The organism is Pollutimonas harenae, assembly GCF_004153685.1.
Lineage (GTDB): Bacteria > Pseudomonadota > Gammaproteobacteria > Burkholderiales > Burkholderiaceae_B > Pusillimonas_C > Pusillimonas_C harenae.
Window position 1 is genome coordinate 21329 of the sequence record NZ_SDQD01000001.1, and the last position, 25743, is coordinate 47071.

A 25743-nucleotide genomic window follows, 5' to 3' on the forward strand; every position below is an offset into this window, starting at 1 on the left:
CTTTGATTACAGAAAAGTAATGGAGCCGTCACGCATCCGACAGGCGCACTTGATTAAAGTTAAGAAATGGCATCTGTCGTTTCTACTTTCGACCCGACAGAAGAAGCATTAACACACAATTAACTCACAGGATTTTCTCGCGTGAAACGCCCCTCTACGCTAGCCGTTCCCGCATCGTTCATGCCCCGTCGCCGCTTTGTTCAAGGGTTGGCGGCTGGTGGCGTACTTCTGGGCCTTTCACCCTATGCCCGGGCCCTTGGGCAGTCGGACCGCACCAGCACGGGATCTGCGCAAATACTGAGCGGAACCGAATTTAACCTGGAAATTGGTGAATCGCCGGTGAACTTCACTGGTAATCCTCGCATAGCCACGACGGTAAATGGTTCGCTCCCAGCGCCCACCTTGCGCTGGCGTGAAGGCGACACGGTCACTATCCATGTGAAAAATCGCTTAAAGGAAGCGACGTCCACCCATTGGCACGGCATCATCCTGCCCTTCCAAATGGATGGCGTGCCAGGCATCAGCTTTTCCGGCATCCCACCTGGCGAAACGTTTACCTACCGATTTAAAGTTGAACAAAGCGGCACATACTGGTATCACTCGCACTCAGGCATGCAGGAGGCCACCGGTGTTTACGGAGCAATTATCATCGATCCGGTACAAACCGATCCGATCCACGCTAACCGCGAATACGTCGTTCAGCTCTCGGACTGGACAGATGAAGATCCGATGCGGGTCCTGGCCAAGCTCAAAATGCAAGGCGACTACTACAACTATAACCAGCCTACCGCTATTGATTTCTTCCAGGATGCCTCACGAGATGGCCTGAAAGCAGCCATCGACAAGCGCAAGATGTGGAACGAAATGCGCATGAGTCCCACAGACTTGGCCGACCTATCCGCGAACGTGCTGACCTACCTGATGAACGGCACAACGCCTGCGGGCAACTGGACGGGGCTTTTTCGGCCCGGTGAGCGGGTCCGCCTGCGTTTCATCAACGGGGCAGCCAACACCTTTTACGATGTGCGTATACCAGGCCTGAAGTTAACAGTCGTTCAGGCCGATGGAGTCAATGTAGAACCCGTAACGGTGGATGAGTTTCGCTTTGGGCCAGGGGAAACCTACGACGTGCTGGTCGAGCCCAAGGACGACACCTATACCGTTTTTGCGCAAGCCATGGACCGCACCGGCTACGCAAGAGGCACTTTGGCTACGCGTGCCGGTCTCGACGCGCCCGTGCCTGCGCTTGACCCTGCGGAATGGCTCACCATGGCGGACATGATGGGTTCAATGGGCGCGGGTATGGCCGGAATGAGCCACGGCGCAGCTGGCCAATCTTCCATGGGCGGTATGGACCACGGCACGATGGCCGGAATGGACCACAGCAAGATGACTGGAATGAACCATGGCAGCATGCAAGGCATGAATCACGGTGCAATGGCAGGCATGGACCATAGCGCCATGTCAACGACCGGCGCCAGTACTCAGGTACGCCATGCCCGAACAGAATACGGTGCCAGCATCGACATGCGGGTAGACATGCCGCGTACCAACCTGGACGATCCCGGTATCGGTCTACGAAATAATGGGCGACGCGTACTGACGCTCTCCGACTTACACACCGTGGGCGGCGCGATGGACCCTCGCGGCGCGGAACGCGAAATCGAGCTTCATCTGACCGGAAACATGGAACGCTATGCCTGGTCATTTGATGGCGTCGAATACGGCAAGTCGACCCCCGTTCATTTCCGGTACGGAGAGCGGGTCAGGGTTATTTTGCACAACGATACGATGATGACGCATCCAATGCACTTACATGGCATGTGGAGCGAGCTGGAAACACCGAGTGGAGAGTTTCAAGCCCGTCGACACACGATACCTGTGCAACCGGCTCAGCGAATCAGCTTTCTTGTAACCGCCGATGCCCTGGGGCGTTGGGCCTGGCACTGCCATCTGATGCTGCACATGGATGCTGGCATGTTCCGCGAGGTGGTGGTGGCATGAAAACAATCAACGAAACGTTAGGCATCCCGCTCATGAGTAATCAATTGAAGAAAAAACTCCTTGCTGCGGCAATCGCAACAGCGGGTGCTGCGCCCATGTTTGCCTATGCCCAGACACATGCGGGCCATGCTGTCCACACGTCGCCGACACCACAAACAACCACATCCACGATGGCTCCAGACATGAATCACGGCTCGACAGCCACCGCGCACGCTATGAGCGCTATGGATCATGGCAGTGGCGAAATGGATCACGGCGATATGCAAATGCAAGGTGGCTCGGCCCCGCCGGATGCCCGTGATCCGGATGCCTACTCCGAAGGCTATGTGCGTAATGCGGGCAAATATGCGTTGCCGCCATCAGAGACGCTAGTCATGTCGGACATGCATAACTTCGGTTCCGTAAACTTCGACCGGCTGGAATACGTCAGGGCTCGGGGTAAGGAGTGGACGGCCTATGAAGGTGAGGCCTGGTATGGCAGCACCTATAACCGCGCCGTAATCAAGGCTGAAGGGGAAGTCGCAAGCGGCAAGCTGCAAGCGTCCGAAACTCAACTGCTTTGGCGGCATGCGGTCTCCACTTTCTGGGACACAGAGCTGGGTGTTCGTTTTGACCACGCACAAGGCGCGCCAAATCGAGAATGGTTGGCCTTCGGCTTTAAAGGGCTTGCTCCTTACTGGTTCGAGGTGGATGCCACCGCATATGTCGGCCCCAGCGGGCGAACCGCTCTTAGACTCAAGACGGAATATGACATTTTATTTACTCAGAAGCTCTACCTTCAACCGAGCGTAGAAGTGAATTTCCATGGTAAGGACGATGAACGTTGGGGGATCGGTAGCGGCCTGACGGACGGCACTGCAGGCTTGCGCCTCAAGTACGAAGTCACGCGTCAGCTTATTCCCTACGTTGGCGTGGAGTGGTCCAGTAAATTCGGAAAAACGGCGGATTACGCTCGCGCAGCCGAAGAGTCCAAACAGGAAACCCGCTTCGTCGCAGGCTTGAGTTTCCGGTTTTGAGATTCCTTCTAACGGAGGGTGGCCAACCTGAAGCGCTTCCCTCATTAAACCAAACAACTTAAAAGAGCATCCATAGTGAAAAAAACCTTATCCATTTTGGCGTTATGCACCCTACCCGCCCTTGCGACCGCTGCAGGTAGCCATGCGGGCGGTCATGACATGCCTGCACACGGCATGCCTGGCCACGATATGTCGACGATGTCGCAAGTGGCGTCGCCTAACGGTCAACCCGGAGATTCAGCCAAAGTTTCCCGGACGATCGAGCTAACCATGGATGACACCATGCGCTTCACCCCCAGTGAAATCCAGGTCAAAGCCGGAGAAACGATCCGTTTCTTTATCAAGAACTCAGGAAAAATACCGCATGAGATGGTGGTCGGCTCGCTGGCAGACCTCAAGGCGCATGCACTGGAAATGCGAAAAATGCCAAACATGCAACATGCCGAACCAAACGCGATTACGCTCAACGCCGGCCAGCGTGGCGGTCTAATCTGGAAATTTGACCAGGCAGGTACGGTCGATTTCGCGTGCACGATTCCTGGCCATATGGAAGCTGGAATGGTGGGTAAGGTAAAGGTCAATTAAGCTAACGCAAAACATGACCAACAAAAGATTAATCTTCGGAGTAGTCGGTATCTTCGCCGTTGCGGTCTCCGCCCTCATATACAGCGTCGGGCGCGATTCTGGCCCAGCATTCATCGATCCTGCGGACAAGGCGTTTGTCATACAAGGCAAGGCTATCTACGAAAATAGTTGCGCAGCGTGCCACGGCGTGCAGTTGCAGGGGCAGCCAAATTGGCGCGAGCGTCTCCCTAACGGAAGGTTGCCAGCGCCGCCGCACGACAAGTTCGGTCATACTTGGCACCATCCTGATGCGATGCTGTTCGATATGGTCAAAAACGGTCTTGTCCCGGGGAAGACAGCGCCTCCCGGTTATGAAAGCGACATGCCAGCTTACGCTACGATGCTGTCTGACGAAGAAATCATTGCCGTGCTGACTTACATCAAGAGTAACTGGCCGCCCAAGGTTCTACAGGCACAGAAAGAAGTCACCATGCAACGGCGCGAGTAGACGAATCAGCTGCCCTCTCGAGGCTAGAGTTAAGTACTCATTACAACAGAATATAAAATAATCAAATTCGCGCAATAAATCAGATTTATAATCGTTTTTGATCGGATGTAATCGATTTTGCGCAACAGCCAAATAGAAAAATCAATCCAGCTTGCATCTGAATAGACATAAAAAAATCAAATTTTTACTGAAAAGCACTTTTATGACTAATTTTATGCAGGCATAATTGAATTAACGCATTGCCAGCATAAATTCATCATTTTTGCGCATCCTGCAGCAACAGCATCAGGAATATTCCATGAGTGACCTTCCCAACGACCCTATTGGTGCGGCGTGGCTAGCCCAGGAGTATCAGCTTCTTCCGATCGGACGTCTGCCAGTACACAGCCAGATCGGCGGGCGAAGGGCCTCACAGATCAGCGACAGCGACAGACTGGAGACCTACCCGGAGGCCATGCGCCCTTCAGTTGAGCCCGCAGCACACCTTCAATTCCATCTGCGCCATGAAGTGCCGCATCTCGAATTCCTGTCTCGCCTGTTCGCCAAGACCGGACCCGCCTTTGTTCAGGCCTGGGTCAATGCCGAGCCGACCGGGCAGTATGCCCGCCGGGCTGCCTTTCTGTATGAATGGTTGACCGAAAACACCCTGCAGGTGCCGGAACGCATCGGCGGCAATTATGTCCATGCCATCGACGACACCAAGCTTGTGGCTGCCTCGCCAGATTGCGCTGTGAAAGTGCCGCGCTGGCGCATCAACGACAACTTACCCGGCACACGATATTTTTGCCCGACCATCGTCAAGACTGAGGCAACAATCCAGGCCATGGCCTTGGATGTACCGCTGCTCTTCCAGAACCTGACGAACGAATTCGGCGAAGACCTGCTACAACGCGCCGCCGTATGGATGACGCTGCGTGAAAGCAAGGCCAGTTTTGCCATTGAGGGTGAAGCAGACCGCGCCAGCCGCATCGAACGATTCGCCGACGTCATAGCCCGACGAACGGGCCACGGCGACAGCCCGTTAAGCGACACTGCGCTTGCTCAACTGCAAGGCGAGATACTGGGCAGGCGCACTACGCTCACCCATTTCGGCTTGCGCCAGTCGCCCGTCTTCGTAGGAGAAACTGTACGCTATCAGGATGTTGTGCATTATGTAGCGCCACCAGCCGATGACGTCGCCGCCATGCTGGAAGGCCTTCGTGTGTTCCTTGAGCGCACACAAGGACAATCGCCTGTCATGCGCAGTGCGGTAGCCGCTTTCGGCTTTGTCTACATTCATCCGCTGGCTGACGGTAATGGTCGCGTACATCGTTTTCTGATCAACGATATATTACGGCGCGATGGCGCAGTACCCGAGCCCGTAATTCTGCCCGTATCAGCCGTCATCACCGACGATGCCGGAGAGCGTCGCAGTTACGACCTCGTACTGGATGAGGTATCCAAGCCCCTGATGCAAGCGGCGCGTAAACATATAGCGTTCGCATCCAGACACACCACCTACCCAGATGGTGTCGTTTCCAACTTCGAGTTCAACGGAGATGAACAGGTTCGCCCTGTGTGGCGCTATCTTGATTTAGGTCCGCATGTCGTCTATCTGTCCAACATCGTCAAGCGTACTCTGACGGAACAGATGCGCGAGCAATCACGCTATCTACGCAACCATGGGCGTGCTCGCCAGGCGCTCAAAGAGGTGGTCGAAATGCCTGACCCACAGGCAGACCGTGTTCTTAGATCCATTGAGCAAAATAATGGTGAATTGAGTAACGCACTGGCCAAGCAAATGCCAATACTGAGTGAGCCCGGCGTATGGGCGGAGATTATCGAGGTTGTATCCCAAGCTTTCCAAGAGGACCTGCCCGCCGATAGTCATATTCTCGACCGCTACCATCCATCACGGCCCGCCGGGAGGGAATCATGAATGCTTACAAGCGCTGATCTCAACTGAACCGAGCTGTAGCACTGCACCCTATTTCGGTCCCTTGCCTATTGACAGCCCGTTATGCAGAACATGGGCAAGAACTCGAACCCCGACAAAGGCGGCAAGGTTTCCGGCTAGCGTTACGTTCCTCGGATCTGTTTCTGGACGCGTGAGAAACCGATACGGCCAGCAGCGATATAAACTTGATGCTGATCAGCAATGAAATCCGCTATGGAGAACTATTCTCTGCATTGAAGGACGCCAGCACCAAGCTCGGCCGCCCCGTAAACCCCACGATTTTGACCCATGAAGAGTTTGACAAACGTTTAGCGAACCAGGAGTCCCTTCTGACTCGTGTAATGGGCAACCCAAAATCTGGATCATAGGAGAAAGCAATGTCCTCGATATTTGAGAACATGAGCGGCCCATGCGCTGTGCTTAGCCGCATTGCGCTGGCATGGCTACCGCCCCACTAGTCGGTACGTCGTATTTTAATTACTACCTAGTACGCTGGACCTAGGCCCCGAAATATGGCGCGTGCTAGACAAATGCCACAACACCCGCAACCTGGGCGAATACGAAGGCGATCTGAATATCGATGATCGTATCGTCACCGATTTGGTGGCTGCGTGCGAGATAGTTGCCAAAAGTGTCGACGTTTTAACTCCACTGAAGTAAGGTCATGCGTAAAGCTGATATCTTCTCCCGAGATAACCAAGTCCAGGTAGCCAGATACTGGGCCTCTTGCAAGCGAACTAATTCCGTATGCGTTATTGGTGGGTCAATCAAAACCAAACTTACCGCCATGAAGTGCCAGGCGGTTATCTTTGGTCGCCCAAACGCAAAGCAAACCAAGCTCAAAACCCGTTCTATGATTTCATGCGTGAAGTCACACCGGGTGATGTCATCTTCTCGTTCAGTAACACCAATATCCGCGCAATCGGGATTGCTGCTTCACATGCTTACGAAGCTCCAAAACCTTTAGAGTTCGGCCAAGCCGGCGCCTACTGGAATAACATCGGCTGGCGTATTGACGTCAAATTTCATGAATTACGGCGAACCACAAGGCCCGCCGATCATATGAACGTGCTGGCACCGCTCCTACCCACGAAATACGCTCCACTACGTCCTAATGGTGCTGGCCTGCAAAGCGTTTACCTGACACGCCTTCCGGAAACGTTTGCAGCGGCGCTTATCGATTTGCTAGGCGCTGAGGCACATAGCTTAGTGAAAGGATATTACCTTGCCGAAGAGCAACCAACATACACTGCTTCAGGTGTTGGGCTTGTGCAGTGGGAAGAATATGAACTGAACCAAGTGCAGGCGGACGCGACACTGATGGAAACCGAGAAACAAGCGATTGTTCTTGCGCGTCGTGGGCAAGGATTGTTCAAGAAACGTGTGATGACGCTGGAGCATGGCTGCCGCATTACAGGCGTGGATCGCGAGGAGCACCTGCGTGCCAGTCATTGCAAACCTTGGCGTGACGCCACTAACGAAGAGCGTCTGGACGGCGAAAATGGCTTATTGCTGACGCCCAGCATGGACCATCTGTTTGATCGGGGATTTATTGGGTTTGATGACAATGGTCAGACCATTGTCTCCCCAGTCGCACATCAAGAGTCTTTGGCTCGTATGGGGCTAGACCCACAGCATCCGCCCAATGTCGGTTCGTTCTCCACTGGGCAACGCAAATACCTGGCATTTCATCGTGAAAATGTACTGCTAATGTCCAGATTTCTAGAGCATTTATAAGAAACCCATGGCTGCGTTAAAGAATTGACGGCAAAACGCCCCTCAATCACCGCATAAAAAGCGGCGAATACGCCTGATAACCACCGCAATAACTCAACAATCAGCCCACAATTTGCCGCACTAGGCTCACCCAGCGGAAAGAGCACATCGTGCACACAAATTGTCCAAACATTTGCCGGACTGTGTAACATATCGTATAAGTACTAATACGAATATGGACAGGCCCCCGTGACCAATCACACAGACGTTTCGCAAACAGCCCCTCTTATAGATGTCGCTCCTCTAAGCAGCGCATTAGAAAAATTCGCTGCAGACCGCGATTGGGCCCAGTTTCACTCTCCCAAGAATCTCGTCATGGCGCTCACCGGAGAGGTCGGCGAGCTGACAGAAATCTTCCAATGGATGACGGAAGCTCAGTCACGCGCTGCTGGCACCAACCCTGACACCGCACAAGCGGTAAAGGAAGAACTTGCAGACGTGCAGCTTTACCTAGTCCGTCTGGCGTCTGTACTCGGGGTAGACCTTAACGAGGCCGTACAACACAAGCTTCAGAAAAACGCCGAGAAATACCCTGCCGACAAGGCCAAAGGTTCGAGCAAAAAATACACCGAGCTCTAGTATCCGCCACTGGCAGGGGACAACAACAATGATCGTCTACGAAGCCGATAAGAAACAGTTTCTACACCAGTCCGACTACGACGACATTGAAAACGTCATCCTTGCGAGCTTCAAGACAGCGACCGGGAAAAGTGTCAGTAACTCCGAAATTCAATCATGGAGAGAATCCCTACGCCATGTTGCCATGGTGTTGCGCGATGATGAGATCCCCAACGAGATGGGCATTGCGGTAGAGCTGCACATCCCCCAATCGTCGAAACGAATTGATGTCACGCTAACAGGCAGGGATGACGCCGGAAACAAGAACGCCGTCGTTATCGAGCTCAAGCAATGGGAGAAAGCCACCGCCACCGATAAGGATGCCATCGTGGTTACGTATCTGGGCAAAGGACAAAGAGAGGTTGTCCATCCCTCCTACCAGGCCTGGTCATATGCGTCATTACTCGAAGGCTTCAACGAGGCGGTATACGATGGCGGCATCTCCATCAAGCCCTGTGCCTATCTGCATAATTACACTCGAGACGGTGTGATAGATGCGCCCCACTATTCCGGATATACCCTCAAAGCCCCCCTGTTTCTTAAAGGTGCAAAAGAACGCCAGCAACTTCGGGACTTCATCAAGAAGCATGTCAAATACGGCGACTCCAAAGAAGTTCTGTATGAGCTAGCCAATGGCCGTATCAGACCATCCAAGGCTTTAGCCGATGCCCTTAAAGGCCTTCTCACAGCTAAGCCAGAATTTGTCCTGATCGACGACCAGAAAGAGGTGTTCGAAGCCACTCAGGCATTAGCTAGGACAGCCTCACCAGAGCAGCCGAGAGTCGTGATTATCGAAGGGGGCCCGGGCACTGGCAAAACTGTGCTTGCGATTAACCTTCTGGTTCGCCTGACTAGTGCAGGCCTGTTTGGCCAATACGTTTCGAAAAATGCAGCACCCCGTGAGGTATACCAATCCCGACTGGTTGGAACCATCACCAAGACCAAGTTCTCAAGTATGTTTACCGGTTCAGGAAGTTTTTGTAACGTCGAGGCCAATACATACGATTTCTTGGTCGTCGACGAAGCCCATCGTTTGAACGAAAAAAGCGGTCTGTACGGGAACCTAGGAGACAACCAGGTCAAGGAATTAATTAACGCATCAGCATGCACAATCTTCTTCATCGACGAAGACCTCCATATCTTCACACTCAATTAGTAAGGTATTTAAGGAGCTTTCGATGAGAGACGACTTGGATCTCATAGAAGTTGCGCGCCGCGAGTACGTGTACTTGCCTCTAATTGAAGGAAGCGTGAAAGGCCTCTCTATTCACGCCCTGCTTGCGCAAGATCCAGCTGAGTATGTGGGAGTAATTAGGAATGTTTTTGTCAGTAAAGACAAGGAACGGGACTCAAACCCATCGGAGGAAGGGCGAACGAGGGCTAGGATGTCATATCGACTACTCAAGTCTTTTCATACCATCCCCGGTGATGATGAAGGAGTCATTGACGAACCAACGCTTAGCGCTTGGGTTCTAGAGGTTCGCAGACTGGCAAGTGAAAGTGGACACGAAGGCATCACAGACGAACTGATCGGTCAACTTCTTGCGCACTCACAGCCCGACGTGGGCACCGGAGCTTGGCCTTCATCAGCGGTTGCAACCGTTCTGGAGCATATCTCGTCCGATAGAGCAGAGCGCGGAATCGAGATTGAACGCTTTAACATGCGAGGAGTCTATTCCAAAGGAGCCCTCGATGGGGGTGCTCAGGAACGTGAGCTCGCTGACCGCTATCGCGAATGGGCACAGCAAACCTCGGCAGCTCGCACCTCAGCAATGTTAGGCAGAATATCCACGAAGTGGGAAGAAAGAGCTAGGCAAGAGGATACTGAAGCAGAGATGAGGAAACTAAAGCGATAAATTATTCTCAATCTCCGATTATCGTCTTTTGGTACTGTACCGAAAAAATCCGGTACAGTACAGGTACACACATCAGCTTCCAGCAATTTCACAAAACTACACTAACCTACTGATCTATAATTACTTTCACCTTCATTAACCTACGCTCACCTTCGCCCCACTTCCCTACGGAAACACCTTCGCACGACAACTCAAAATCCCCCGCCGCAAGGCGTACCGGTTCGATTCCGGCCCCGGGCACCACTCAAATAATCCCTTGATCCTCAAGATAATTTCCAGACAACCTTCACTGTCCGGTTAAATCGCCGTTGCACCCAGTTTTTGCTTGTGCACAGTATTTCTGCCATTACAAACTTCTGCATCCAGGTCGCGAGCTTTTCGATACGGCAATTATTTGATTCCAATAATTAGCGCTTTCGAATAATTTTGAGTAATCATGGCAACGATCTTCCACCGGGCAGACTACGATTGCCCAACGGATCGAACTGCTCACTGACCTAACCACCAAATCACGCAAGCACCTAATGACCGCTCTCAAGACCCACCTCGCACGAACAGGGATAAGCCAGGCAGAAGCAGCCGGGCTTCACATAGAAATCCGGGTACTTGAATCAGCCTGACGCCATTACCGCTCCACAGCAAGCGAAAAGCCATGTGATAGCAAAAAACCTAAAATGGGTATGATAAAACCCAATATGGGTACAACAAGCTGAGCGGCCCGAGAAACAGTATTGTTTGCCGAATAGGGTGTGCTGTAACGTCCGAGGCCTCGACCCATTTTTTGGTAATTGTTCGGTTAAGCCACTATAGCCACCTGCGAACGTTATTCTTGTAAGACAGGAACTCCGCCTGGAATTTTTCCTCCAGCAGACGTTCTTCAGGAATGATTTGAAAGCGCGTGATGTAGGCAATAAAGATGAATGTGCCCAGTATCGACAGTAGATTGCCTAAATAAAACATCCATCCAACAAGCACGAGCAGCACACCGAGATACATGGGGTTTCGGCTGTAGCGATAGATGCCTGAACTGATCAGCGAGGAGGCCTCTGTCGGGTGTTTTGGATCTATGGTGGTGCGGGCACGCTTGAAAGTGGCAATGCCCGTCAGGCTGACGGCAATACCCAGCAGAGCTATGGCGACTGCCGCCGCAACGTTATGAAGCCAGGCTATGGTCAGCGCTGGAAAGATCTCGGACACCAACCACATGAGCAGCCCGCTTAGCAGCATGACTAGGGGTGGCGGAATGAGCAATTCAAGTCGTTTCATTGTTATTATCCCGATAAGCTTTATTCAACAAGCAAGAGGCCATCAAGATCAAGAATGGTGATCTTGCGCTGCCCGGTCTGCAAAATCCATCCTGCTTCTTCAAATTCACCAAGCCTGCGGCTGACGGTTTCAGGTGTAGTTCCCAGGAAGGAGGCGAGATGCCTGCGGCTCATGGGCAAGTTGAAGTTGAAAGAATTTTCCTGTTCCACGAGGTCGGCCAGGTACTGCGCCAGACGGGCATTGATGGATGCCGTGGCGATCGCCGTGGTTTGCTTCTCGCTGGTACCCAGACGTCGTGCTAGCTCGGCGAGCACATGCAGGCTGATGTCAGGATATTGGAGCAGAAGCTCGCGCACGTCAGCCCGATAGATGGCACAGATCTCCGATGACTGCATGGCCTCGGCGTAAGCGTCGTGGTCGGTGGATGAAAACAAGGCCATTTCCCCGGCAAAATCACCCGGTATCAGGATGCGCACAAGCTGTTCCTTGCCGCTATCGGAAAGGCGATACACCTTGATCTTTCCTTTGTGGACGATAAAGAGCTTATCGGATGGATCACCGGCGCGATGTATGAACTGCCCGCGTTCATACGTACGCATGACTGCTTTATCGGCAACAACGGCAAGCGCCTCGGAAGGTAAATGGTTGAAAATCGGCACCCTTGAAACGCAGAGCGTGGGTATATGCTCGCAGCTTGCATCAGATGGTGAAGAACGGGGCTTAAGGCTCATGCTGAATCGCTCATTTGGATGATTGTGCTGTGGCTTGTGGGCCTGCGGGTTTCGTTTCTGTATTTCCCACGTGCCCGGTAACGTATGAGTCTAACGGCATTGAGCGTCACCAGCAGTACGCTCAATTCATGGACGAGCATGCCCGAAGCCAGGAATATTTTGCCCAGCAGCACGCCGGTGAGCAACAGAATCACAGTGCTCACGGCCATTATCGTGTTTTGCTGCATGTTGCGCACAGTGACCTTGGAAAGAGAATAGGCATGTGCGAACTGATCCAGCCGGTCTGACATCAGAACGATATCGGCCGCTTCCATCGAAATATCGGTACCGCCGACCCCCATGGCCAGACCGACATCAGCGGTCGCGAGTGCAGGCGCGTCGTTGATGCCGTCTCCTACCATGGCCACGCGATAGCCTTGGTTTTTCAGTTCGTTGACCCACTTCACTTTGTCCTGCGGCAGCAGTTCGGCGTGCACGGCATCCAGGCCCAGTTCGTCACCCACCAATTGCGCCGTATGGCGGTTGTCGCCCGTCAGCATGATCGCCTGCTTCACACCCGCATGACGTAGTTGCTGGATGGTGCTCTTGGCCTCCGGCTTGATCTGATCGGCAATCGAAATCACGCCAGCCAGTTGCTTGTCTACCGCGATCAGCACGGCGGTATTGCCTGCTTTCTCGCGTTGGATGGCATAGGCATCGACTTGCTCGGCGATAGATACGCCCTGGTCTGCCATGAGCTTGCGATTGCCAATAGCCAGATGCCGCCCCGCGACAGTGGCGACCATGCCGCCACCCTTGATGATGGTGACATCTTGCGGTTCTTCGCTCAGGGCCAGTTCACGCTTTCTGGCTTCAGCCACGATAGTCTGCCCCAGATGGTGTTCGGAAAGCCTCTCGGCTTCGGCCACCAGGCGCAGCAGCGTATTTTCTTCCATGCCCCAGCTTTTCACTTCGGTGACTTCGGGCTTGCCCTTGGTCAGGGTGCCGGTTTTATCGAAAATAACGAGGTCGACCTTGGAGAGCTTCTCCATGATTTCGCCGCCCTTGACCAATACCCCGTTACGCGCTCCATTGCCTATGCCCGCCACCATGGAAACGGGTGCCGATATGACCAACGCACCAGGACAGGCGATGACCAGGAAAGTCAGTGCCAGTTCCACGTTGCGCGAGAATACGTACACCAGAATGGAAAGCACAACGATAGTCGGTGTGTAGATATTGGCGAAACGATCAAGGAACTTTTGTGTGGTGGTCTTGGATTCCTGAGCCTCTTCCACCATCTCGATGATCTTGGCAAAAGTGGTGTCATTGCCCACGCGGTCGGCGGTGACTTCGATGTAGCCGTTGTCGATGATGGTGCCGCTGAACACGCGGTCGCCCATCGACTTGCTGACCGGGACGGATTCACCTGTAATGGCCGCCTCGACAATCAACGCCCGGCCCGAAACGATGGCGCCGTCCACGGCAACCTTCTCGCCAGAGCGAATCAGTACCCTATCGCCTTTGATCACTTCTTCGACAGGAACTTTGACATGGCCTTCCGGACGAATCACCGTGGCTTCGGTCGGCGTCTGATCGATGAGGTTACGCAGGGATGAGCGTGTTTTCTCCAGCGTGCGTGATTCCAGGTAGGCGCCGAAGATAAATAGAAAAGTCACTACTGCCGATTCGACATACTCGCCGATGATCAAGGCGCCGATGACGGCGATGGTGACCAGCAACTCAATGCTGAAGGCCTTCATGCGCAGTGCCTTGAAGGCCTTGATGGCAATAAAGTAGCCCGCAAACAGCGAGGACGCGATCAGGACATAGTCCTTCCATTGCGCAAGCCCGGCCCAATGCAGACCAAAAGCAATCAGCAGCATCAGGCCGGTGATGCCAGCAATATGGGAATTTTTAAGCTTATTCATGTCATGCTCCAATGCACCCAAGTTAAGGTGACCGGATATGGGTCGCCAATGACGACCCATATCCGAACGTGCTTACGAGACCTTCTTCGACAACACCGGATAGCCGAGCCGTACGATCATGCTCTCTAAGGTGTCGGCATCCGTCCTGGACTCATCGAATTCCGCCCGTATGCGCCCCGAGTTGAACATCACCTTGACCTCGCTTACGCCATTGACTTTCCCGACCGTATTCTCGATCTTCTTCACACAGGAAGGACAGGTGAAGGGTTCCATGTTGAAAACGACTTTTTTCATTTTTTGCTCCTGGTTGATGAGTTGATGACTTCATCCTAAGCGAGCAAGACACTTCAAGCATTGACGGGTGACAAGTTTCAGAATTGAATGAAATCAATAGTGACGCAGGTCAATTTCATTTGTGGCCGCGTGATCCGAACCCATATCGTGAGGGCGGAATATAAAAATTTTCTTTTAGTTAAAAAGTGACGACTGTCAATTTATTTCTTTTCAAGGCTGAGTAAAAGGTCTCATGGTCGCCTCCGGTATCAGTGAGTTGGAGCCGGGGCAGCGTCGATTTTTACGCGCAGCAGACTGTAGGGTTTGTCGCGCAGATCCTTGCCAGCATGGAATCCCGCCTGGCGTTGGAGCTGGTTGGCGATAAAGTACAGGTAACCGTCGGGCCCGATCGAAAGAGTGTCCGGCCACAGAACCCGGGGATCATGGACGATGGTCTGCCAGCTTCCGTCAGCCAATCGCTTCCGGATACTGTTATGTTCGTAATCACCGGCGTATACGGCACCATTGGCGTCGGCCTCAAGGCCGTCGGAGGCACCTTTTTCGCCCAGGTCTTTTACCGCTGCCGCCAGTTGGACCTCGCTGACGTTCGGGTTCCGCAACAGCGCGGTAGGCACGGAATACAGATGGCGGCTGGACAAAGGACAGAAATACAGCGTCTTACCATCGGCAGACAGCGCAATGCCATCGGATGCCACGGTCAGTGTCTTCGGTTTGCCGTCGAGGCCCTTGGTGATGAGTGCAGGCTGCCCCTCGACCACCGGGATGAAATCCGGATCCGGAGAGGTCGATTTAGCACCGCTCAGGCGCCGCATGGCTTTGCCGCTGGCGATGTCCATCACGATGATGGCGCCAGGGCCGGAGATGGATGAGTCAGTGACGTATACCGTACCTTCCTTACCGACGCGGAAGTCAAAGCGCATGTCATTCACATAGGTGCTAGCTAGCATCACGGTAGCCGGAAACACAAGGGTTTTGACGACCTTGTTGGTGGCCAGATCCACCGCTACCAGTTTCGCGCCGCCTGCCTTGGGGGCCGCAAAGCCGGGGGCTGCGGTATCCAGCAGCCAGACGCGACCCTTGCCGTCGGCAACGACGCTCTGCACGCTGATCAGGGCTTTGGCAGGATCTTTGATATCCTCGCGGTTGAACGCCGCATCAGGATAAGGAAAGACCTGGCCCTCACGGATTTCGCCGACCGTGAACGACACATCGTCTCCCCATTTCGGGTAGTTGACGAAGATGCGTCCGTTATCGGTGACGGTGACACCTGTGGGCATCGCGTCATGGAAGGCGAACACCTGGTCGAGCTGACCAATGGTTTTATCTGTCGGAGCACTTGCAGACAATGATGTGGGTTCGGTGGCGAAGCTGGTCTGACTTGCTGCGGCAACCGAAATGGCGAGTGTAGATGCGAAGAAACGAGACTTCATGGACATGAGTGAACTCCTGAGCCTGCGGTAACAGGTCAGTTAAATAGTTGAAATGGCTGTCAAGAACCTTCGAGGACGATTTTGTTAGTGGCCTCAGCACTGCGCAGCCTATGCGCTGGTTCGGGTAGGTCTCGGGAACTCATATTTCACTTCTCTTTATGTTCATTAAGTTAAGACTGTCGGACGGCGTCAGATACCTGCGTACCACTCATAGCCGCGATCTTCCCAGTAACCGCCTCGGCCACCCCACAAAGCGTCGAAGGCAGAGACGACTTCAATCCGCATCAGGTACTTCGCATGCTTGTAGCCCAGTTGTCGTTCAACCCTAAGGCGTAGTGGCGCGCCGTGCGCCACGGGAAGGTTTTCGCCGTTCATGGCATAGGCGAGGATGGTCTGAGGGTGATAAGCATCAAGCAGATCAATGCTCTCGTAATAGCGGCCGCTGCCATCAAAAGTTTTCTCCAGCTCGTCCGCACAATGGAATACAACATAGCGTGCGCCGGGCTTGAGGCGTGCGAGATCAAGAATTCGACCTAGAGCTACGCCTTGCCACTGCCCGATTGCGCTCCACCCTTCTACGCAATCATGGCGGGTGATCTGCGTGCGCGATGGCAGGCGCTTCAAATCGGAAAGCGACAGGCTGAGCGGCTGTTGCACAAGCCCGTCTACCTGTAGTCGCCAATTGGCGAAGCCGTGTTCAAGCAGGTGGGCATACTCCTCGGAATCCGGAGCTTGAGTACCATTGGCGCGAAACACCGGGGAGAGGTCGGCCACACTGTATTCCCGAGCCAGCGACTGGCGCTCGAGCAGCAATCGTTGGCTGCTCATCGTCAGCTTCTCAGTATTGCGTAACAACGCGCCAAACTGGGTGCTTTGCGTCATGCGATCGCAGCCGGCAAGCATGGCCACACCGGCGCCAGCCATTAAGCCGGTCAACATCCGTCGACGTGAGAAATCTGGCTTCATGATGCACCTCCTGAGTGATCGATGGCGTAACGCCCGTTGATCATCGACCGAATGTTGTTCCAAAAACCTGATAAGACGACCATCAACACATGGACGACAACGAACAGCACGAGCGAGGATGCGGTGATGAAGTGCAAGGTGCGCGCTGAAGGACGTCCGCCAAACAGGTCAGGCAAAAAGGGAAAGACAGCGTCAAGACCCGGCGACATGGTCAGTCCCGTCAATACCATGGACGGAAGCAATACCAGCGCCACGAGCAGGTAGGTAATTTTCTGCAAGGCGTTGTACCGCCGCGCCTCATTACCCTTGGCAAAACGAAGACGAGCATGGTCGACCAACTCTTGCCACAGATGTCGCAGTTTCAGTTGGTCCCGATTCGGCAACAAATCACGACGAATGTGACCACGCCAAAATCCGTATGCCAGGTAGACCAAACCATTAATGACAAGCAACCAGGCAAAAAGAAAATGCCAGTTTCTTCCAGCGCCGAGGTCATGGTAAGAAGGGATCGTGAGCCAGGTCGGAAATGCTCGGGCTATGATCGCATCGCCTTCGCGAGAGGCCCCCATAACACCGGTTGTCTCGATGCGCAGCGCACCGACTCGCAAGAAACCATGCAACCCATCTTCGTGTTTCTGGGATTCAATAGCGATGAAGGCCTGGTCTGCATCAGCCCCATATGCCCCCCAATATAGCCGGGGGTGCGCATTGAGGATCTGCAGACCGCTCAGCAGCAGAATGGAAAGACAAAACACATTTATCCAATGTGTCATTCTCACAACCGCCGAATGCCGTCGGATGAACTGACGTCGATTTAAGCCACCAGTTGGTGCTCTGGGCCTGCGCTTCGATTCAAAGGTTTTCATGAAGTGCTCTCGCGCCGACTGACCAATATGCCAGCCGGCGATTGTGGTTGATTACATTGGCGGGACAACACCGTCTTTGCCGACGATCACATACCCGGCAGACAGAGTGCCCTTTGCGTCTTTCTCTGTGGGAATGAACACCGCCACGCCGGGCTTTACATCGTCGACGGTGGCCGGCGCGAGCGTGACGACTGGCGTGCCGGTGGGGATGGAGATTTTTTTCTCTTTACCATGATAGTTAACCGTCACAACGCTGCCATCTACGGACTTGACTGCATCCCCGACGGTTGCGTTGGTCATCGTACTGTTGGGTTTCAAGTCCCAACCGTAACTGCCTTCGCCGGTTCCCTTCATGGCTGGTGGGAAAATCAGCACTTCCAGCGCGCCGTCGCCGCCTTCCGATTTAGGCAACGATGCAATGCCCACAAAATCCCCCGGCTTGATATCGCTTATGCTGGCTTTCTTTACTGCCGACACCATCCAGCCGTCTGCGAGCTTTACGGTTACCGGCTGACCATCGCGTGACTTCACCTGGAGTTGGTCGCCCGCCAACGAGACGACTGTGCCCCGCACGCGAATGCCTTGTTCCGCCGCACTAGCAGCAGTGGCGGCAGCTAATCCGCCGACGGCAAACATGACGCCAGCCAGCCCGCTGGTAAGAAGCTTGTGAAATCTTGAAATATGCATGTTGAAACTCCTGGGCGATAGAGCATCGCCTTATCAATACCCGGCGCACGAGTAAGTAATACCGCCGAAAGCTGCACCGAGAAAACTTTCGAAAGTGGTAGATCGATTGGAACGATCAGGTAGGGGTAGAAAGCTTAATAAGCTCTTAAAAAACAGAAGCAAAAAAGAATTCAAAAAATGAGGGCTTCTTTCCCTATGAGAGGCCTTATGCCTCATTAAGGCATGGGTCGCAAGATTGAAACGTCAGGTGATCCGTTCAAAAGTGGCTTCAGAAAATTCATGAAACTTTGCGATTCCGGCAGCTTCTCGAAGGCTTTGAACGCATCCTCATTTCTGAAACTTTCAAATGCCACGAAGACATGTTGATCAGGGGTGGCAAGGACTCGAAAGTCCACGACCTCGGAACGTTGGCGACTCGCTGTAACGCGATCCTTGATGATCCGAAGGAAGTCAGAACGGCTTTCCGGTCGAATCGAAAGCTTGACGAGCAGGCCGTAGCCGGCCGCATCAAGAGCCTCGGAGAAATTCTCCGCCGATTGGGCGCGAGCGGCGGACGAAAGGCACAAGGCCGCAACGACGGCAAGGGACAGAGCGTGGGAGAGTGTTTTCTTCATTTGTTTATCCATGTAGATAAGGCAGTCTTTTAAAAGACTGCTCTTCATATAATTTGCCTTATTGCAGAAAGCCGGCGTTACGTAGAGCCTCTTCGGCAGCCTCGTGGTCTTGGGCAGAGGTTCCGCCAGAGATACCGATGCCGCCCAGGAGGCGCCCTTCATGAGTGATGGGCACGCCACCGCCCACTGGCGTCATGCGTGGATGATGTGCCAGCCCAGCCACGCTAGGGTCTGCCATGTACTGGTTCCATTGATGCGTGGTCATGCCAAACGAGGCAGCCGTCCAGGCCTTGTCGGAAGCAACTCCGACGGTTAGGAAAGGGGCTGTATCTGCGCGCTCAAAAGCACGCAGATGACCTCCTGCATCGGTGATGGCGATGGTCGCAGCGAATCCACGCGCGGTACAAGCGCGGCGCGCCTCTGCCAGCAATGCTTGTGCGGCCTCCAGACTGATCGTTGCCGTATTGATAATTTGCATGCTTCTTCTCCGTAAGGTTCAGGGGTTGGCGATTACGACTTTGCCGATCATGCTGCCGGCTTCGACCAGCGCATGTGCCTGGATCAGACCCGCGGCGTTGATGCCGTCGATGCGCTGGGTAAGGGTGTGTTTGATATCCCCCCGATCGACCAGTTCAGCCACCCGGCGCAGCAAGGCATGTTGGCGGGTGATGGTATCGGTTGCGAACATGGCTCGGGTGAACATCAGTTCCCAGTGGATCGAAATTGACTTCCCCTTGAATGGTCCGATATCCAGATCCACCGGATCGTCGATGAGCGCGAACTGACCTTCGGGACGCAGTACGGCGGCGATCTGTGGGACATAGGCGGCGCTTTGGTTCAGACTGGCTACGTGGGTGACGTGCTGGATGCCAAGCTCGGCCAACTGCGGCGCCCACGGCTGACGGTGGTTGATCACATGATGCGCGCCATGCTCCAGCACCCAGTCGCGGGTTTCTGCCCGCGAAGCCGTGCCGATGACCGTCATGCCTGTTAGCGTGCGCGCCAATTGCGTCAGAATGGAGCCGACTCCGCCTGCCGCGCCGATGACCAGCAGCACGTTGTGGTCGGCGGGGTCTGCCGCCTGGACACGCAGACGATCGAACAACAGCTCCCAGGCGGTGATCGCCGTCAGCGGCAGCGATGCCGCTTCCGCGAAATCCAACGAGGTCGGCATCGGTCCGACGATGCGCTCGTCCACGGCATGCAGTTCGCTGTTGCTGCCCGGTCGCGTGATGTCACCGGCGTACCACACGCGATCACCTCGCTTGAAGCGTGTGGCCAACGGCCCTGTGGCACGCACGATGCCCGCGGCGTCCCAGCCGAGGATGCGGGCGCCATCCGCTGGAATATCGCCACCGAGCCGAACCTTGGTGTCCACCGGATTGACTGATACCGCTTTGACTTCGACCAGCAGGTCGTGGTCACGCAGTTCCGGCGTCGACACCTCGATGTCCCGCAAGGCCTGCGGGTTGCTGATGGGGTGGTTTTGATAGAAGCCTATGGCCTTCATGAAAAAACTCCTGTGAATATTGGAAGAAAATGGAAGAACTTCATGCTAATCTTCTTCAATTTGCAGATAAACCATCTGAAAACCAAAACACTTTCTTTGATTCAATGAAAATCATTCGACTCGATGACGTTCAGATATTTGTGCTCACTGCAGACGCCGGCAGTTTCTCGGAAGCGGCACGTCAGCTGAACATCGCACCCGGACTGGCGAGCGCTTCTGTGCAAAGGCTCGAGAAGGCCCTTGATACCCGGTTGTTCACGCGCTCCACACGCAGCATGCAACTGTCGGAAGCCGGCGAGCGCTATCTGCCGCATGCACGGGTCATGGTGGGCGCGCGGGACCAAGGCGAGCAGGCCTTGGCTGACGGCCGATCGGCACTAACCGGGGCGTTAAGGTTGTCGATGCCCTCCGACTTCGGGCGCAACCTGCTGCTGCCATGGCTGGACGACTTCCAGCACCAGCACCCCGGTCTGTCGCTGCACCTGAAAATGAGCGACCGCTCCGCCGACCTCATCCGCCAGCCGCTGGATGCTGTCGTGCGCTACGGCACGCTGCCCGATTCATCGCTTCTGGCCCTGACTCTGGCCGGCGATAACCGGCGTGCGTTGTGCGCCGCTCCGGCATACATCAAGCGGCACGGAGCACCGGCCAAGCCCGACGACCTGCGGCGGCACAACTGCCTTCGGTACGTATGGAGCGAACAGGTCCATGAGCGCTGGCGCTTTACCTTGCCCGGCGGCGAACGCACTGTAGCGGTAACGGGTAACCGCGTCAGCGACGATGCCGATGCGGTGCGCCGCTGGGCTATCGCCGGGGAAGGCCTGGTCTACAAATCGCGGCTGGATCTCATCGACGATCTGAAGGCGGGGCGGCTGGTGGAGTTGTTTCCACCAGCGCATTGCGAGCCCGCGCCGTTGCATCTGATCTGTGCCCACCGCTCGCAGCTGACGACGGCAATCAACCAACTGCACGATTTCCTGCGGGAACGTTGCACCACCTTGTTGGCCAGCCATCCGCCACGAGATGACATTGGCTAAATTTACCAAGCTGCACGGTTAGCACCCGAAGCAGATCACCGACTGGAAGCCCACTGCCAGAGCAGATGACAGCCGTGTTCGGCGCAGATACAAGCTATCGAAGGTTTACAGCCCGAGCAACGTCATTTCGTCGCTTCGGCCAATAACAACGCCGCCAAATCTGCCGGCCGATCCAGCATGATGGAGTGCCCACACGGGATTTCATGGACGGTCCACCGAGAATCGGATTTCAAACGGGCGTGTGTTTTTACAAACCAATCCCCACCATTCCTTGTGGCGAACACGTAAGTGCGATTGGCAACCGGCGTTGAATCCACTCCTGCTTTCACACCTTGCACGAAGGTGGCCAGCGGCTGTGACACCGACATGGTGTCAACCCTGACCACATCTGCTTCATTCACGTTAAATATCGCGGCCGGAATCGGCGGAATCATTCCACCGTTCTGATTTGCCTGCGCGACGAAAGCCAGCGCGGTTTCGTCACCTGTGATATCGACCAGGGACTGTCCATCTGCCGGCGCATAAGCATCAAGATAGAAGAGCGTCCGGATGCGCTCTCCAATCTCATGCGCAACGCCAGTGATGACCAGTCCACCGTACGAATGACCACATAATATTGCGTCGGTAAGGTCCTCGTACTTGAATACGTTCACAATGTCTTGGATATGCGTGTCCAGGTTGATCGCCCGATCAGCCAGGTGAGCCCGCTCTCCGAGACCAGTCAGCGTGGGTGTGTAGACATCGTGTCCGGCTTCGCGAAGCTTGCGGGCGACCCTTGCGTAAACCCAGCCGCCTTGGAAAGCGCCGTGCACTAGAACGAATTTCGCCATGAATGATTTCCTTTGATTGGCATTGAACATACGGTGGTGCCATCTGGCCTTGCTCACCGCGTCTTGTCTTTTATGGGCTGTCGAATGAATAACGGCCACTGACTGAGCGCGACACCTGAAACACAAATAACTGCGCCCAGCATCAGCAACGGGGTTATCGGCTCGTGTCTAAAGGCGACACCAGCACCAATAGCGAAGAAAGATTGAAGCAAGGCATAGGGAGCGACACGAGCCATTGAGAGCCGGGCAATCAACCAGAACCATGTGATGAATGCAACGATGCCGCCCAACATGACGGTGAAGGTAAAGGCCAGCCATTCTGAACTTGATGCACTTTGCAAAGCGTGCATCTGGCCGCTTTCGACGATCAGCGAAAGTCCAAGAAGCTGGAACGCCGTGAAGAATGACATCCAGGCAAAGAGTCTCACTGGGTCGAATGGACCGAGTTTCTTAGCAAGCACATTTCCAATGGCCAATCCAATCGCAGAGACAAGCACAAAGAGCATGGGGACAGCCGGCACTTTCAAGCCGGGATCGACAACGGCAAATGCGACACCACACAGCGCAACGCCAACGCCGAGCATCACGCGAGCAGAAGGTTTCTCGCCTAGCATGGGCCAGGCAAGCATCAGTGTGAATGGGGTCCAAAGTTGGTTGGCAATCCCGGCAATACCCGCTGGAGCCTGGGTCAATCCGATGAAGGCACCAGCGAAGTTCACGCCTCCCATAAAAAGAGAGATCAAGAAAATCGGCCGAATCTCCGACCTTTGAATGCGCCCAACAAAAGGAATGAGAATCGCCGCGATCACTGCGAATCGCAGTCCGGCGAAGAATAGCGGCGGTAGCACCGTGAGTCCGGCTTTGATGACGACATATTGGAGGCCCCACAGTAACGGTACAAGCATCGCTGCCGCGATATGAATAGCGTTCATTTATAAACTGATCAGTCTAAAATTAGTCAAAATAAATGCCTCGTACCTTCATCTTCAATGATCAGGCTACGAGGCCAGTAATAAGTGCTTGTACGGCAGCCCTTGCTCTCTGGGGCTTAACCTCGACCTTGCGAACAACACGTAAGCCCTCGAGGAAACAAACCAGCATGTGCGCTGTCGCGGCCGGGTTGACACCCTTGGCCAAACTGCCCTCTTCTTGGGCACGCGTCAAGGCCTTTTTCAAACGGGACTCCATCGCGCCAAAAAAATGGGCAATCCGCTGCGAAGTTTCCGGATCCCAAGCCGCAAGCTCCATCGCGGTAGCGACCACCAAGCAGCCGCGCTGACCAGCAGCCCCGTCGGTACGCGCGACATAGCCGTCCATACACGTCTTGAGTCCTTGAAGAGCATTCCGGCCAGAAGCAAGCTCTTCGTCCAGGCGCTCGAGCGCCTGGCTGATGTAGCGATCGAGGGCCAGAAGGAAGAGCCCGTGCTTGTCACCGAAGGCTGCGTACAGGCTTCCGCGGGAAAGCTTCGTCGCCCCCATGAGATCCGGCAAAGATGTGCCTTGATAGCCTTTCGTCCAGAAGATCTGCATTGCTCGTTCGATAGCCTGGTCAGGATTGAACTCGCGTGGGCGCCCTCTCTGTCGGTCAGATATCGTGTTTGTGTTGAGCATCAACAAATAATAAACCAATCAGTCTATAAATGTAAAGCAAAAGTGGCGAGGAATTCACGCAAAAAATGGCTAGCTAGTCGCTCAAGCTGACTGCACACGATGCCACAGCCTGATTCCAGCAATAGACGACTGACCACATTGGGTCGAGTTCGGCCCTCAGGCATTGACGGTGACGCCCGTTCCGGCAACGAGCTCTGCCAGCCCGGATTCGCTGCTGACGAACACCACACGTCCCCAGCCGCGTGCCATCCCTTCAGCGATTGCACGGCCAATGCCCGCGGTGGAACCTGTCACAATCGCCTTGCGTTCCTTGAGTCGATATGCATAAGATTGCTCTCCGTTCGATGAATAGCCAGTTTGCGCCGGCTCAGTAAGACTTGACGAGGTCCTGGAAGACCAGCGGAGCCCAAGTCTGTCCACGCGCCTGGACGAGCGCGCCACCTTCGGCGAGCTTGCCCAGCGGTACCGGAGCGAACCCGAGGCGTTCGGCTAGCGCGGCAACTGGCGGCACCGAGTTGTCATCGTCGCTGGCCAGAAAGACGACGCGACGCCCGCCCTCAACCTGTGGATCGGCGGCCAATAGACCGGCGGGCAGATGATTGAAGCCCTTCACGAACTTGGCACCATTGAACGCCTTGGCGATGACAGTGGAGGATGGCAGGCCGCCCAGTTCTTCGACTGCCACGCCATAGGCATTGGTCACGTCAATAATCGTCTTCCCCTGCCAGTTCGGCAGCGCCTTCGCGACATCTGGGTGCGACTCGTAACGGACAGCCAAAAAGACAATGTCCGCCTTGACGACTTCCGCCAATGTTCTGGGAATGATTTCGGGCCCTATCGCGGCAGCATCGGCTGCAAAGCTTTCCGGGTCGCGAGTGGTTAGAGTTGCGCGAGGCCAATGCCGGTAGCACCACCGGTGATCACGGCGGTCTTTCCATTTAGTCTGTTCATGTCATGCATCCTTCGTTGGAGTTGTACGGAAAATTGTTCGGTAAGGCCTAGAAACATGCTAGACTTATTACTTGCAAAACACAAGTAATATTCACAATTTAACTTGCCCAATACAAGCAATGTTAAAATTTAGCTATGAAACCGATGCGCAACTTAACGACGAAAACGACGAGCAAAGAAGTTCTTCGATCTCATTGCCCAGTGAACTACGGCGTGGAGATCTTCGGCGACCGGTGGTCGCTCTTGATCATTCGCGACATCGTTTTTATTGGCAAGAAGACATATGGCGAATTCCTGAAATCGGAAGAGGGAATCGCGACAAATATCCTGGCTTCCCGCCTTGCCTTGCTTGAGGAGCAAGGGATTCTCTCGAAGGCGCCTAGCCCCACCGATAAGCGCAAGGATTTCTACACGCTGACAGAGAAGGGCCGGGACCTCATTCCCATCCTACTTAACATCATTCTTTGGAGTGCGCGGCACGATGCGAAGTCGTACGCGCTGCCCGACAAGGATTTCTTTGTGCGACTACGTCAAAACCCCGTGCAGGTGAGCGATGAGGTGAAGGAGTTGGTCCGAAACGGCGGGTGTGTCTTTCCTGAGAGTCAGGAATAAATAAGACCGAAAAAAAATCCAGTCATGCCTCGCAGAAATGGAAATTGGGCGAGCGCGACGGGATCGATCGATAATGCTTTAAGCTGAAGTCGAACGTTTAAATTTGATCTTTGAGCGTTCGACAATACCTCACTTAGTTATTCGCTTAGC

27 protein-coding genes and 1 pseudogene are annotated in these 25743 nt (G+C 54.4%); 12 read left to right on the forward strand and 16 right to left on the reverse strand.

The genetic code is table 11. The features are described 5' to 3' along the window. The first annotated feature begins 180 nt into the window (after nucleotides 1–180). From ERD84_RS00110 to ERD84_RS00155, 10 genes are all read left to right on the forward strand, one after another. Nucleotides 181–2004, forward strand: a complete 1824-nt coding sequence (locus tag ERD84_RS00110) for a copper resistance system multicopper oxidase (RefSeq protein WP_130038831.1) — start codon at nucleotides 181–183, stop codon at nucleotides 2002–2004. Next, nucleotides 2001–3020, forward strand: a complete 1020-nt coding sequence (locus ERD84_RS00115) for a copper resistance protein B (RefSeq protein ID WP_257215213.1) — start codon at nucleotides 2001–2003, stop codon at nucleotides 3018–3020. The genes ERD84_RS00110 and ERD84_RS00115 overlap by 4 nt, the downstream gene beginning before the upstream one ends. Nucleotides 3021–3095: 75 nt before the next feature. Further along, a complete protein-coding gene (locus tag ERD84_RS00120) occupies nucleotides 3096–3605 on the forward strand; it encodes a cupredoxin domain-containing protein (protein ID WP_245150581.1) in 510 nt (169 codons plus the stop codon). Between the two features lie 13 nt (nucleotides 3606–3618). Next, nucleotides 3619–4092 (forward strand): c-type cytochrome, encoded by a 474-nt coding sequence (locus ERD84_RS00125; protein WP_130037084.1) that lies wholly within the window; start codon nucleotides 3619–3621, stop codon nucleotides 4090–4092. A 298-nt stretch (nucleotides 4093–4390) separates the two neighbouring features. Then, a complete protein-coding gene (locus tag ERD84_RS00130) occupies nucleotides 4391–6010 on the forward strand; it encodes a Fic family protein (RefSeq protein WP_130037086.1) in 1620 nt (539 codons plus the stop codon). A 537-nt stretch (nucleotides 6011–6547) separates the two neighbouring features. Continuing rightward, a complete protein-coding gene (locus tag ERD84_RS15990; RefSeq protein WP_209019797.1) occupies nucleotides 6548–6688 on the forward strand; it encodes a hypothetical protein in 141 nt (46 codons plus the stop codon). 87 nt (nucleotides 6689–6775) lie between these two features. Further along, entirely contained in the window at nucleotides 6776–7765 is a 990-nt protein-coding gene (locus ERD84_RS00140; protein ID WP_130037088.1) for an HNH endonuclease, read from the forward strand. Nucleotides 7766–7993: 228 nt separating this feature from the next. Beyond that, nucleotides 7994–8383 (forward strand): nucleotide pyrophosphohydrolase, encoded by a 390-nt coding sequence (locus tag ERD84_RS00145; RefSeq protein ID WP_130037090.1) that lies wholly within the window; start codon nucleotides 7994–7996, stop codon nucleotides 8381–8383. Nucleotides 8384–8411: 28 nt separating this feature from the next. Then, nucleotides 8412–9578, forward strand: a complete 1167-nt coding sequence (locus ERD84_RS00150) for a DNA/RNA helicase domain-containing protein (RefSeq protein WP_130037092.1) — start codon at nucleotides 8412–8414, stop codon at nucleotides 9576–9578. Between the two features lie 22 nt (nucleotides 9579–9600). Next, the gene (locus tag ERD84_RS00155) at nucleotides 9601–10278 is read left to right on the forward strand and encodes a hypothetical protein (RefSeq protein ID WP_130037094.1); all 678 of its coding nucleotides are present in this window, start codon (nucleotides 9601–9603) and stop codon (nucleotides 10276–10278) included. A gap of 804 nt (nucleotides 10279–11082) precedes the next feature. Here the strand turns inward: ERD84_RS00155 and ERD84_RS00160 are convergent. The 11 genes from ERD84_RS00160 to ERD84_RS00210 form a co-directional block, all read right to left on the reverse strand. Then, a complete protein-coding gene (locus ERD84_RS00160) occupies nucleotides 11083–11544 on the reverse strand; it encodes a methyltransferase family protein (protein WP_130037096.1) in 462 nt (153 codons plus the stop codon). Nucleotides 11545–11564: 20 nt separating this feature from the next. Further along, nucleotides 11565–12275, reverse strand: a complete 711-nt coding sequence (locus ERD84_RS00165; RefSeq protein ID WP_130037098.1) for a Crp/Fnr family transcriptional regulator — start codon at nucleotides 12273–12275, stop codon at nucleotides 11565–11567. Next, on the reverse strand, nucleotides 12272–14185 hold the full coding sequence (locus ERD84_RS00170; protein ID WP_130037099.1) for a heavy metal translocating P-type ATPase: 1914 nt from the start codon (nucleotides 14183–14185) through the stop codon (nucleotides 12272–12274). Before ERD84_RS00170 ends, ERD84_RS00165 begins: the two co-directional genes overlap by 4 nt. A gap of 72 nt (nucleotides 14186–14257) precedes the next feature. After that, complete coding sequence (locus tag ERD84_RS00175) at nucleotides 14258–14479, reverse strand: heavy-metal-associated domain-containing protein (RefSeq protein ID WP_130037101.1); 222 nt, start codon at nucleotides 14477–14479, stop codon at nucleotides 14258–14260. A 248-nt stretch (nucleotides 14480–14727) separates the two neighbouring features. Continuing rightward, entirely contained in the window at nucleotides 14728–15909 is a 1182-nt protein-coding gene (locus ERD84_RS00180; protein WP_167667277.1) for an L-dopachrome tautomerase-related protein, read from the reverse strand. 189 nt (nucleotides 15910–16098) lie between these two features. Continuing rightward, the gene (locus ERD84_RS00185) at nucleotides 16099–16875 is read right to left on the reverse strand and encodes a molybdopterin-binding protein (RefSeq protein WP_130037105.1); all 777 of its coding nucleotides are present in this window, start codon (nucleotides 16873–16875) and stop codon (nucleotides 16099–16101) included. Further along, complete coding sequence (locus ERD84_RS00190; RefSeq protein ID WP_130037107.1) at nucleotides 16872–17741, reverse strand: cytochrome b/b6 domain-containing protein; 870 nt, start codon at nucleotides 17739–17741, stop codon at nucleotides 16872–16874. Before ERD84_RS00190 ends, ERD84_RS00185 begins: the two co-directional genes overlap by 4 nt. 51 nt (nucleotides 17742–17792) lie before the next feature. Beyond that, nucleotides 17793–18428, reverse strand: a complete 636-nt coding sequence (locus ERD84_RS00195) for a hypothetical protein (protein WP_130037109.1) — start codon at nucleotides 18426–18428, stop codon at nucleotides 17793–17795. A gap of 215 nt (nucleotides 18429–18643) precedes the next feature. Next, entirely contained in the window at nucleotides 18644–19090 is a 447-nt protein-coding gene (locus ERD84_RS00200; protein WP_167667189.1) for a putative quinol monooxygenase, read from the reverse strand. 10 nt (nucleotides 19091–19100) lie between these two features. Next, the gene (locus ERD84_RS00205; protein WP_130037113.1) at nucleotides 19101–19520 is read right to left on the reverse strand and encodes a GlcG/HbpS family heme-binding protein; all 420 of its coding nucleotides are present in this window, start codon (nucleotides 19518–19520) and stop codon (nucleotides 19101–19103) included. 18 nt (nucleotides 19521–19538) lie between these two features. Beyond that, complete coding sequence (locus ERD84_RS00210) at nucleotides 19539–20552, reverse strand: zinc-binding alcohol dehydrogenase family protein (RefSeq protein ID WP_130037115.1); 1014 nt, start codon at nucleotides 20550–20552, stop codon at nucleotides 19539–19541. 110 nt (nucleotides 20553–20662) lie between these two features. On the opposite strand from ERD84_RS00210, the gene ERD84_RS00215 reads away from it, so the two are divergent. Further along, nucleotides 20663–21589: a LysR family transcriptional regulator gene (locus ERD84_RS00215; RefSeq protein WP_130038834.1), complete on the forward strand. Its 927-nt coding sequence runs from the start codon at nucleotides 20663–20665 to the stop codon at nucleotides 21587–21589. Between the two features lie 122 nt (nucleotides 21590–21711). On the opposite strand, the gene ERD84_RS00220 is transcribed toward ERD84_RS00215, so the two are convergent. From ERD84_RS00220 to ERD84_RS00240, 5 genes and pseudogenes are all read right to left on the reverse strand, one after another. Next, on the reverse strand, nucleotides 21712–22419 hold the full coding sequence (locus ERD84_RS00220) for an alpha/beta fold hydrolase (protein ID WP_130037117.1): 708 nt from the start codon (nucleotides 22417–22419) through the stop codon (nucleotides 21712–21714). A gap of 53 nt (nucleotides 22420–22472) precedes the next feature. Continuing rightward, nucleotides 22473–23351, reverse strand: coding sequence for a DMT family transporter (locus ERD84_RS00225; RefSeq protein ID WP_130037120.1), 879 nt, complete (start codon nucleotides 23349–23351; stop codon nucleotides 22473–22475). A gap of 61 nt (nucleotides 23352–23412) precedes the next feature. Further along, complete coding sequence (locus tag ERD84_RS00230) at nucleotides 23413–24030, reverse strand: TetR/AcrR family transcriptional regulator (RefSeq protein WP_130037122.1); 618 nt, start codon at nucleotides 24028–24030, stop codon at nucleotides 23413–23415. A 156-nt stretch (nucleotides 24031–24186) separates the two neighbouring features. Then, complete coding sequence (locus ERD84_RS15890) at nucleotides 24187–24324, reverse strand: hypothetical protein (protein ID WP_167667185.1); 138 nt, start codon at nucleotides 24322–24324, stop codon at nucleotides 24187–24189. Nucleotides 24325–24397: 73 nt separating this feature from the next. Further along, nucleotides 24398–24910: pseudogene (locus ERD84_RS00240) on the reverse strand (NADPH-dependent F420 reductase); the annotation flags it as partial. A 215-nt stretch (nucleotides 24911–25125) separates the two neighbouring features. Here ERD84_RS00240 and ERD84_RS00245 point away from each other — a divergent pair. Continuing rightward, a complete protein-coding gene (locus ERD84_RS00245) occupies nucleotides 25126–25593 on the forward strand; it encodes a winged helix-turn-helix transcriptional regulator (RefSeq protein WP_130037128.1) in 468 nt (155 codons plus the stop codon). Nucleotides 25594–25743 lie beyond the last annotated feature (150 nt).